8 protein-coding genes and 1 tRNA gene are annotated in these 10,755 nt (G+C 68.3%); 4 read left to right on the forward strand and 5 right to left on the reverse strand.

From position 1 onward, the window contains the following. Positions 1-588 (reverse strand): transposase family protein (locus tag BN12_RS22000; RefSeq protein ID WP_048554682.1); only part of this gene is annotated, 588 nt, incomplete at its 3' end. Positions 589-700: 112 nt separating this feature from the next. On the opposite strand from BN12_RS22000, the gene BN12_RS24065 reads away from it, so the two are divergent. The 4 genes from BN12_RS24065 (at position 701) to BN12_RS22015 (ending at position 5,809) form a co-directional block, all read left to right on the forward strand. Next, positions 701-1,609, forward strand: a complete 909-nt coding sequence (locus BN12_RS24065; RefSeq protein WP_157635622.1) for a putative nucleotidyltransferase substrate binding domain-containing protein — start codon at positions 701-703, stop codon at positions 1,607-1,609. 255 nt (positions 1,610-1,864) lie between these two features. Next, entirely contained in the window at positions 1,865-2,650 is a 786-nt protein-coding gene (locus BN12_RS22005) for a LysR family transcriptional regulator (RefSeq protein WP_053080165.1), read from the forward strand. Between the two features lie 175 nt (positions 2,651-2,825). Next, positions 2,826-4,139 carry an MFS transporter gene (locus BN12_RS22010; protein ID WP_048555663.1) on the forward strand — a complete coding sequence of 438 codons (1,314 nt, stop codon included), beginning with the start codon at positions 2,826-2,828 and terminating at the stop codon, positions 4,137-4,139. 137 nt (positions 4,140-4,276) lie between these two features. Further along, positions 4,277-5,809 carry an amidohydrolase gene (locus BN12_RS22015; protein ID WP_162233124.1) on the forward strand — a complete coding sequence of 511 codons (1,533 nt, stop codon included), beginning with the start codon at positions 4,277-4,279 and terminating at the stop codon, positions 5,807-5,809. 1,614 nt (positions 5,810-7,423) lie between these two features. On the opposite strand, the gene BN12_RS22020 is transcribed toward BN12_RS22015, so the two are convergent. The 4 genes from BN12_RS22020 to BN12_RS22035 all read right to left on the reverse strand — a co-directional run. Next, positions 7,424-7,499: transfer RNA gene (locus BN12_RS22020), tRNA-Thr, on the reverse strand. 143 nt (positions 7,500-7,642) lie between these two features. After that, a complete protein-coding gene (locus BN12_RS22025) occupies positions 7,643-8,311 on the reverse strand; it encodes a DUF1707 domain-containing protein (protein ID WP_048555665.1) in 669 nt (222 codons plus the stop codon). A gap of 246 nt (positions 8,312-8,557) precedes the next feature. Next, positions 8,558-10,105, reverse strand: a complete 1,548-nt coding sequence (locus BN12_RS22030) for an alpha/beta hydrolase (RefSeq protein ID WP_048555666.1) — start codon at positions 10,103-10,105, stop codon at positions 8,558-8,560. Positions 10,106-10,266: 161 nt separating this feature from the next. Next, positions 10,267-10,755, reverse strand: a 489-nt coding sequence (locus BN12_RS22035; protein ID WP_048555667.1) for a DNA polymerase III subunit delta' C-terminal domain-containing protein, incomplete at its 5' end; no start/stop codon positions are given.

Genomic DNA, 10,755 nt, shown 5'->3' on the forward strand with positions numbered 1-10,755 from the left:
GCCGATCCCGGCGCCGGTGTAGCCCTTGTCGGTCAGCGTCGGCAGGCCGGCCGCGGCGGCCGGGTACAGCGCGGGGAAGGCGTGAGCTCGGGCGCAGGTGATGTCGTGGGTGGAGCCGGGTTCGACCGGGGAGGTCCAGATCGGGAAGCCGGTCGGGTCGGTCACGACCTGGATGTTCCCGCCGTGGTGGTGGTGTTTGCCGGAGTACCACAGGTCGTGTCCCGCAGCGGATTTCGCGTTGACGCGGGTGGACTCGATGAGGGTGCCGTCCAGGGCGACGAACGCCCACCCGGCCTGCCGGCCCTGGGCCAAGACCTCGGTCAGGTCCGGGGCCTGGGCGGCGATGACGTCGATCGCTTCGTGCAGGTACCGGTAGCCGGTGGCCTGGCTGACTCCTGCGTCGCGGGCCAGCAGGTGGATGTCGGTGCCATCGATCAGCCAGCGCAGCACCAGCACGGCTTGGGTCCAGCAGGTCGCGGCCCGCTGCCAGGGCCGGGCGTCGACCCGATGCCGGTGGGCCTGGATCCAGCGCGACACGCGGGCAACAGTCTGGGTCGGGACATCGAGGGTGGCACGATACGACAGCACGTGGGGTCCTTGGTCGGGCTTGTTTCTTGGTCGAAACCGACTCTGGGCCACGGGACCCCACGTGTACCTTGTGACACGCCAGTCACACTGGCATCACAGGCTCCTCAGCCCAATGGCCCCGCGCCTGGTGAGAAAACCTCAGTATCCTGATCTGTCGATCGACGGATTCACTTGGCTTTCTTTGGGAAGCAACGGGCGACGGGAAGCCGTCCTAAGCTCCGATGTAGACTCGGCCGTCGCCTTTGACAACCGGACCCCGCATGAAGCCTTCAAGTCATATCGAAAAGCCTTTGCGGATGTGAACTGGGTCCTTAACAAAGCGGGCGTGCAGGTCGACGGCAATGGCGCCACCGCCGAGCGCGCAACGTTCTCCCGATCGAACGCCGAATGGAGCGCCGCCGCGACCATCTGGCTGGCGCGACCTGAGGATAGCAAGAACGCGATTCTGACTTCGCTGCTGGTCGACGGCAGGCCAATCTATGGAGACCCCGCCCTACCAGAGGCCGCCAAGGTATTCGCCGACCTGCGGCACCAACCAGCTACTATGCGGTTGCTGCTGCGGGAATCCTTAGCTCGTCGCGCCAAACGGAATGGCTTAAAGGACACCTTTGCGCGCCGCAAGACTACCTTTGACATCAAAACCAACGCAATCTTGCCCGTAGTCAACCTCGCTCGCTGGGCGGGCCTCAGTGCAGGCTCCGCTGAACTCCCGACAGTAGAGCGCCTTCGTGCTGCGGCAGGATCGGAGATCCTTCCCTACGAGTTGGCCGACACTCTTATAGACGCCTTCGAGAACCTGCAACGTCTGCGGCTTCGCTATCAGCTCGCGCAACACCGTCGCGGCGAAAGACCCTCCGATATCTTGCACCGCGACCACGTCTCAAGCATCGACCAGAGTACTATCACCGAAGCAGTCCGCGAGATCGCCGCAGCCCAAAAGCGCTTGGCGAAATTCTCAGCGTTTGTTCCCGCTGACGAGTGGCTCCAACCTGACGACTCCAATCCCAAGGGACGCTCATGACGAGTCGCGCGCCCATCATCCCGACTCAGCCTCACTTCCCATCTCCAACTTCTCACGGGGGCTACTCTCGTCCGGGCCCCCACAGTTGAGGACACATACTGGACATTGACAGCGATGGTGCAGAGACGCGTCGCAGTGACCGGCGACGTAGGCGGCTACCCGCAGGGACTGCGGGCCGCCCGACTCGTGCCACCGGGGTGTGTCATTGAGCGTCGATGTCGGCCTCGGCAGTCGGGACGACCCCAGGGAGTTCGCGTGTCCAGGCCCTTCACCCTGATCCAGTTGCGGTACTTCTGCGCCGTGGCCCGTGCGGGCAGCATGACCACTGCCGCCCACGACCTGACCGTCGCGCAGTCGACCCTGAGCTCGACGATCCACGAGCTGGAACATGCCCTTGAGACTGCCCTTTTCGAGAGAACTCCACGCCGCACGCTGGAACTGTCGGCCTCCGGCCGCCGCCTGCTTGCGGAGACCCTGCCAATTCTTGACGAGATCGACGGTCTACCCGCCCTGGCGAGGGGGGACGGGGATGAGCTCGCCGGCGAGTTGGTCGTGGGTATGTTCTCCCCGCTCGCCTCATTCCGCGCTCCACGGCTCCTCGGTATGCTCAAGGCACGGTGGCCCCGGCTCAATGTCCGGTTCATAGAAGCGCATCAGGAGGAGTTGCGAGTAGCCTTGTCCGCCCGGCGATGCGACGTGGCCCTGATGTACGGAATCGGGCTGGACAGCGGATTCCAGGTGGCCGATCTGGAGGTCCTCCAGCCCCACATCCTGGTGGCGGTCGACAATGAGATGGCGACCCGTAGTGCCTCCGTGACGTTGGCCGATCTCGTCGATGAACCGTTCGTCCTGCTGGACCTGCCTCATACGCGCGACTACTACTTGGGCCTCTTCGCCGCCCAGGGCCTCCGCCCGAACATCGTCCATAGGCTCCCGGGGTATGAGGCAGTCCGAGCCTTCGTCGCCTGCGGCCACGGATACAGCCTGGTCGCGCTCCCAGTCCGAAGGCCATGTCGTTCGAGTCGGTATGCCATCGGTTGATCGACGACTGGGGCAGGCAGCTCGAGCCGCAGCCGGGACCTGAATGACGGTGCCCTATCGACACCGTCGATAGGGACCATCGCATTCCTCCGTTGGACCGCGCCCGCATCCGCCCTTGACACTCGATTTTTGTCGATCATGGCCGCTCCAAGGCGGCAAGACAACGGAGGAATCGATGAGCGCCGATGCAGTTGCCGAAAGATCACAGCCGTCTCTGAACCGCGGGATGCCCGTCAAGGTGTTGGCCGCGGGCAGCGTGGGCCAGTTCATTGAGTTCTACGACTTCGCGCTGTACGGACTGACCGCGTTAACTCTGGCGGAGTTGTTCTTCCCGGGCGAGGACGGCGCGGCCGGTCTGCTGAAAGTCTTCGCGACGTTCGGCGTGGCTTTCCTGGCGCGGCCGGTGGGCGGCCTTTTCTTCGGCAATCTCGGCGACCGGATCGGCCGACGCAGAGTCCTGTTCATCACGTTGATGGCCATCGGCCTCGCCACCTTCTTCATCGGTCTGCTGCCGACCTACGCTCAAGTCGGCGTCCTGGCTCCCGCTGCTTTGGTGCTCTGTCGTATCATTCAGGGCTTCTCGGCCGGCGGCGAGTCGGTGGGCGCACCCGCGTTCGTCTTCGAGCACGCCCCCACAGACCGACGAGGCATGTGGTTGAACCTCACGCTTGCGGCAACAGCGCTCCCGTCGGTGGTCGCCGGGAGCTTCCTGCTCATCCTGTCCCAGACCCTGAGCGCGGAGCAGTTCTCGTCCTGGGGGTGGCGAATCCCCTTTCTCCTCGCACTTCCCCTTGCGCTGGCGGGGGTCTGGATCCGAACCCATACCGAAGAGAGCCCGGCTTTCCGCGAGGTTCTCGCCAAGCACGACGAGCATGAGATGACGCCGATACGTGCGACCCTGAGGCGTAACAAGACCCAGATTGGGCAGGTCATCGTCGTGATGGGTCTCGCCGCGATGGCCTTCTACTTCGTCTCCGCGTACTTCGTCTCCTATGTGCAGACGGCCGGCGACCTTAGTCGTGGCCAGTCGCTGCTGGTCAATGCCATCGCCTTGGGTGTCTTCACGGTCCTGCTCCCGCTAACCGGCAGGATCGGAGACCGCGTCGGCCGCCGCCCCATGCTCATCGCCGGGTCAGCACTCTTCGCCGTCGCCGCCATCCCCAGCTTCATGCTCGTCACCAGCGGGTCGGTAGGGTGGGCCATGACCGGCCAGCTCCTCCTAGTCGTTGTCATGACCGTGTACGGCGGTGGCTGCTACACCTTCTTCGTCGAGATCTTCCGAACCCGCACCCGGTTCACGTCCGCAGCCATCGCCTATAACGCCTCCTATGCGCTCTTCGGCGGCACCGCACCCTTCGTTGGAGAATGGCTGGTCAACACCACCGGTGTCGAGGCCGCGCCCGGCTACTACCTGGCAATCATGGCTGCCCTCGTGCTCGTCACCATCGTGGCGGGCCGAGTTCCCGAGACGCGCGGTCGACAGCTCTAGACCGCCGGACCGCTCATCGGCCCCCATCTTGAAGGAACCCCACTATGAGCTCACGCCCCACCGACATCGACGTCAAGATCGTCCACGGACCTCACATCGAGACGCTGACCCCACACGGGCGCGTCGAGGCCCTGGCCGTGTCGGCCGGCCGAGTCGCCGGGATCGGCGCTCTCGAGGAGCTGACGAGCACCTACCCCACCGCCAACGTGACGCGGATGCCCGGCGAGCTGCTCGTCCCCGGCTTCAACGACGCCCACGTCCACCCGCTGTTCGCCGCAGAACCGGAACTGCGTGTCAACCTGGAGCCGGCAACGGTCACCTCGACGGATCACGCCCTGCACGTGCTTCGCGAGAAGGCCTCCGGCACGCCTCCGGGCGACTGGATCGTCGGCGCCGGTTACGACGTGATCCATGCTCCCGATCCCCAGTTGGACCGTGGTCTGCTCGACTCGGTCTCTACCGAGCACCCCATCTATGTCATCGGCTCCACTTGGCACGCTGCGATCGCCAACACCCCCGCGCTGGACGCGATCACGACCGACCCGACAATCGGCGACGAGTCCGGCGGGTACTTCGCCCGCGACGGCGATCATCTCACCGGCTGGATGTTCGAGCTGCCACACATGAACGTCGCCTGGTCCGGCAGCGACCGTCCCGACCTGCTGCCAGCCCTGCCACGACCCGCCCTCGTCGGTGCCCTTCGTACCCAGCACCGCATCTTCAACGCCCATGGCATCACCTCCTACACCGATGCCCTCGTCACTCCGCACACCTGGGAGGCCTATCGGCAGCTGTTCAAGGAAGGCGACCCCACCACCCGCGCCAGCGTCGCGCTCTGGCACACCCACCGCGATCTCCTAGACCATGGAGACTTCGGCAGCGCCAACGACGAGTGGCTGCGCCTGGTCGGCGTCAAGCTGATGTACGACGGTGCGATCAGCGGCGGAACCTGCCTGTGCTCAGGGCCGTACGCCAGCGCCACTGACACCGGGAACGGGATCCAGGTGATGACCCGCGGCGACCTCTTCCAGATCGTCGCAGAACTCCACGGGCGCGGCATCCGCGCCTGCGTCCACGCCAACGGAGACCGGGCGATCAGCGACGTCCTCGACGCCGTCGAGCATGCGCAGGCGGCACGGCCTGACGAACGCCTTGCCCATCGCATCGAGCACTGCAGCCTCCTCGATGATCATCTCATAGCGCGCATCGCCGCCACAGGCTGCATTCCGATTCCCTTCAGCGGGTTCATCTACCACCACGGCGACAGTCTCGTCAGCCGCTACGGAGCCGAACGCGCGGGCCGGGTTGCCCGCCACCGCAGCCTGCTCGCAGCCGGGATCACCGTCGCCGGATCCTCTGACTATCCCTGCGGTCCACTGGACGTCATGGCCGGGCTGCACTCCATGACGACACGCGTCACCACATCCGGAGCCGTCGTGGGACGCGCCGAGCGTGTCGACGCCCTCATCGCCTTGTGCGTCTATAGCGCCGGCTCAGCACACGCAACAGGCGAGGGCACCATCAAGGGCCGCCTGGCCCCCGGCCTCCTGGCCGACTTCACCGTCCTCAGTCGCGACATCGTGCGTAACCCCGACTGGTTCCAGGACTGCAGCGTCCTAGCCACATGGATCGACGGCCGCGAGGTTTGGGCGGCCCCAGGAACCATCTGACCCGTTCGGGTCAGATGGGATGCCACCACGGCGTGACCGGCACCCCAGCAGATCGACCACCGCGTCCGCTCCAGTCGCGGCAGCGGCTCAGGCGCCCAGACCAGCCACCCGCGCAAAGGAGAAACGATCGGACCCCGGACCTCTCACCCCTGTGGGGCCCGCTCGCGACCAGCGGGCGCTGCCTGCGCAATGCAGCCATTGCTACCGCGATCAACGCGGCTGACTCGAGCCAAGCCGGTGGGAGTGGTCACCCGACGTGAACCATCTCTCCTGGTTCCACTGGCCGGGGAGTGGTGCCGTGCGCCATGCGCGAGTGCCGTGCCAGGTCCTTGGGGCGGGCACCGCATGTCGGGCAGGTCTGGAGGCCGACGCGGTCGGCCCAGGCCAGCAGTGCGTGGCGGTCCCATCGGTCGTGTCCGTCTCGGGTCCGGTGGCGGGTTCGGGCAGGAACCGTTTGGCGCTCCATTGGGCGATCGTCGAGGACGGCAGGCGCAGGAGAGGTGCCGCGTCGTTGATCCCCATCAGACCCGTGCCGGGGCCTTCACGGGGTTCGTGTGGGGCGAGCCGTTCGCGAACCAGGCGCGCCGACAGCTTCTCGGTGCGTGCGATTGACGCCGCGGACTCTCCGGCGCGGCGGCGCGCCACCCACTCCTGGACGGTGTCCTTCCCGACGGCGAGGCTGCGGGTATGTCGGGAACGGGGAAACGGACCCTGGCCGTCGGTGACCCGGCGGACCTCTCGGACGCTGACACCTGCGCTGCGGGCGATGAGCATCATGGGCTCCCCCCGCCCGACGGCGCTCGACCCAATCGGCGATGCGGGGGTCCAGGAGGAAGTACCGGCAGGCCTGCCGAGGCTGCAGGAACGGCCCGTACGGCGCCGTCTTCCGGGACACGGTCACCGCTGCGACCCTTTCGGCCCTGGCGATGTCGGCGGAATGCTCTCCTCACGCCCGGCGCCTGGCCCACGCGAGGCCAATCGGCTCGCCCACCTCCGCCATGACCCCAGCATGCCCGAACGTCCCCGATGCTGTTCCCGCGCACAGGGACGTTCGGGCATGGCCACCACCCGCGGCGATCCCACGTAACGGGAGGCGGCCGGTGTGGGCCGGGATCGCCGCCCATCCCGGGCGACCGGCTGGATGGTCCGGCCCTTGCTCGGCGCGGCCGCGGCGGTGGCGGCTCATCAGCGCTCCCGGTAGGTGTCTAGTGGGCTGGTCGTCGTCTCAGTGATCGTCTTCGTGCCTGGACGCCCGTGACCCATCGGTCACCTACCAGCGTCACGTGGGCAGACGCCGGGTCGCACCCGACAACCGCCATACGCTGGATCAGCTACTCCGGCCCCTGTCCACTGACCTTGACCAAGCGCGTCCGACGATCGATGCCGGTCCCATCGATGCGTCGGCGCCAGTCGATACGGCCGGCTGAGAAAGCTGAACAGGACCTCGCCACGTCCGGTGCGATCGAAGCGCCGATCTGCATGACGAGCTGAAGCACGCGTCGCACCCCTGTGCTCTTCTGGGCGGCAAACGTGTGACAAACGTGTCACTCGGCGAACTCGGCCGGAAAATCAACGGCCCCCCGACCTGCGTCTGTGCTGGTCAGGGGCCTGCCATGGAGCCGCCTGTCGGAATCGAACCGACGACCTATTCATTACGAGTGAATCGCTCTGCCGACTGAGCTAAGGCGGCGCACGCCCGCTGGACGCGAGCCACGAGTATACGGATCGGGCGCACGTTCACCGAATCGGCCCGTGGCCGGTGCGCAGTGCGGCGATCGGGCCGATGCGTGGCCGCACGCGTCGATCGCGAGTGGCCGAATCGGGTGGGACTCGTCAACGAGGCGACGGCCAGCCCCGGCGGCGACGCTCGCGCGACGAGGGGCCGGTCGCCTTGAAGGAGCCGGCGCCGACGCTGCCCTCCACGTAGAGCAGCGGCGACCCCGGCTCGGGACGGCGCGGGAGGGTCACCTTGACCGACCCGATGCCCCGGCCGAGACGGTCGGCGTCGAGCGCCCAGCCGGGCGGGAGGACGATGCGCACGCGACCGGCGCCCGGCACGACGGTCACGGCGACGACCTCGCTCGTGGGGGTGGCGTCGAGACAGTCCACGAGCACGGTGCTCGCGAGGGCGTGGATCCGCAGATAGGGCGGAACCTGCCAGGCGCCGCGACGGCGCAGCGCCGACACTCCTCCGGTGAGGCGCAGCGGGTCGTCGGGGTGGTACCCGGGGGCGGCGGGGATGGTCGGTTGCGGCACCGGAAGGTGTCCCTGCGGGTAGCCCGACATGGCACCCCCATCGGTTCGGCCGGCCGGCTGCCAGGCGGGCCCGAGCCCGTGGAGAGCTGCCTCGATGTCGCTGCGGGAGGTCGCGGCCCGGACGAGGTCGACCCGAGCGTCGAGCACCCTCGGGTCGAGCCGGCCGTCCTCGGCCGCGGCGCGCAGGGCGGCGACGGCAGCCGCGCGCTCGTCATCGGAGATGGGCTCCCCCGTGCCGGCGTTCACGGTCGCCAGCGTACGGCGCCCAGCCCGATCCCGAGCTGGCCACCTGTGAGTCAGGCGACTGCTCGGGAGGCGGACGGAGGCTACCGGCAGGCGCGACGATGTCGAGCCGGACGAGGCGTCAGCACCTGGGCGACGACGCGCAGCACCGGGCCGACGCCACAGCCCACCGACCCCACGGCGCCGGACCGGCCCCGTGCCGTGAGCAGGTGAGGTGGAGGGAGACCCGGGCTCATGGCATACCGGATCTCAGCAGCGCAAGTCTGCCTTGGGGGCGGTGCCGTCGACGTAATAGTCGTCGATGGCGTCGTCGACGCAGGAGTTGGACCGCGTGTATGCCGTGTGCCCGTCGCCGTCGAACGTGATGAGGGTCGAGTGGGCGAGCTCGTCATTGAGGCGGACGGACCACTCGTAGGGGGTCGCCGGGTCGCGCGTCGTGCCGACGACGACGATGAGGTTGCTGCCCGCCGCCGTGACCTTCTTCGGTGGCGCTGTCGGCTGGTCCGGCCAGTAGGCGCACGGCAGGGAGCTCCACATGATGAAGGCACCCCATGTCGGCGCGACCTTCTCGGCGGCCCTCGCGGCCGCCGCATGGGCCGCGAGGCTCGAGGGCTCCGGACGGTCGAGACAGTTCACGGCGTAGATGACCTGCATGAGGTTGCTCGCGTAGCCGCCGCCGTGCTCGCGGTCGGCATACCGGTCGGCGAGGGCCATGAGCTGGGACCCGTCCTTGTCGTCGACGATCGCCCGGAGCGCGTCGTTGAGGTCGGGCCACAGGCTCTGGTCGTAGAGGGCCTCCCCCACCCCGAGCGACGCCCAGCCCTCGTTGAGCTCGGGGACGGACGGGTCGCCGGTCTTGGTGAGAGGGTTGTCCGACAGGGTCGCGAACAGGTCGCGCAACCCCTGCATCACCTGTTCCGTCGACCGACCAAGGGGACAGTCGCTGCGACCCGCGCAGTCGGCCGCCCACGCCCTCGTCGCGCGCTCGAACCCTTCGGCCTGGCCGAGGTTCACCTGCTCGCTCGTGAGGTCGGGGGGCACGACACCGTCGAGGACGAACCGCCCGACCTGCTTCGGGAACAGTCCCGCATACGTCGCACCGAGGAACGTGCCGTAGGACTTGCCGAGATACGTCAGCTGCTTCTCCCCCAGCGCGGCACGGAGGATGTCCATGTCACGGGCCGCGTCCTCGGTCGAGACGTGGGGAAGGAGCGGGTCGCCCTTGGCCTTGCACGCGTCCGGGAGCTTCCGGGCGTTGGCGGCGAAGGCCTGCACCTGGGCCGGCGTCTCAGGCGTCGGATCGAAGGAGAGGAACGCGTCGAGGGCGCTGTCGGACAGGCAGGTGATCGGCGCCGACCGGCCGACGCCTCGGGGGTCGAACCCGACGACGTCGTACCGCTCCCGGACCGGCTTGCCGACGATGAAGTCGGCGGCCTGCGCGTAGTCGACCCCCGAGCCGCCGGGGCCGCCCGGGTTGACGACGAGCGCTCCGAGCTTGCCGGACTGCTTCTTGGCCGGAACCTTCAGGACCGCGAGCTGGATCGTCGCGCCACCGGGGTCCGCGTAGTCGACGGGGACGGTGAGCTTCGTGCAGTCGTTGTTGCCGCAGGCCTTCCACATCAGCTTCTGCTCGTAGTACCTGGCGAGGCTCTCCTCGCCGGCGGGCGGGGGCTGCTCGGCGACATGGGAGGTGGTCGGCGAGCTCGACCGCCGCCCCGGCAGGGCATCGCAGGCGCTCGCGCCGAGGACGACAGCGAGGACCGAGGCGACGAGGGCGGCGCGACGTGCGGGACTCACCCGACGACGCTAACCGAGACCGTATGCCGGGAGCATGCGCAGCCGCCAACGATCCGGTCACGGGCGGGGTTGGGGGCCGGCGTCGGGTGGGTGGTGGTGCCCAGGCCCCGATCGGGTGCCAGACCGCCAGGGGGAGCCGCTCGAGTCGGGCTGGCGGGAGGTCAGCGGGGGAGGCGCAGGTCGAGAGCCATCGCCTCGAGGGCGAGGAGGGGGGCGACGTTCGCGTCGATGCGCTCGCGGGCCGTGCCGATGGCATCGATGCAGCGCAGCACCTGCTCGGGTGAGAGGGCCGTCGCGAGCTCGTCGACGAGCCGCGGGTTGTCCTCGTTGACCAGGGCCACGGGAGCACCGGCCTGGCGCAGCAGCGCGTCGCGATAGAGCGACAGGAGGTCGGTGAGGGCCCGGTCGATGACGTCACGGCCCACCCGCGTCGCCCGGGTCCGCTGGTCCTTCTCCAGGCCGGCGATCTGGGCGCGGACGTGCGGCGGCTGCGTCCGCGCCGAGGGGTCGGCGCCGAGGGTCTCCATGAGCCGCCGCAGCTCGGCGGCGTTGCGCTCGGCGAGGGAGTTCTCCTTCTCCTCGTCGGCGATCTTCACCAGGTCGGCCGCCGCGTCGACGGCGTCGCCGACCCCGCGGATGCGGGTCGCGAG

This window comes from Nostocoides japonicum T1-X7 (assembly GCF_001046855.1).
In the GTDB taxonomy this organism is placed as follows: domain Bacteria; phylum Actinomycetota; class Actinomycetes; order Actinomycetales; family Dermatophilaceae; genus Nostocoides; species Nostocoides japonicum.

Excerpts from the sequence above, each read along its gene's own strand:
- BN12_RS24065 (WP_157635622.1), top strand. The coding sequence starts at position 701 with ATGGCCCCGCGCCTGGTGAGAAAACCTCAGTATCCTGATCTGTCGATC.
- BN12_RS22010 (WP_048555663.1), top strand. The coding sequence starts at position 2,826 with ATGAGCGCCGATGCAGTTGCCGAAAGATCACAGCCGTCTCTGAACCGC.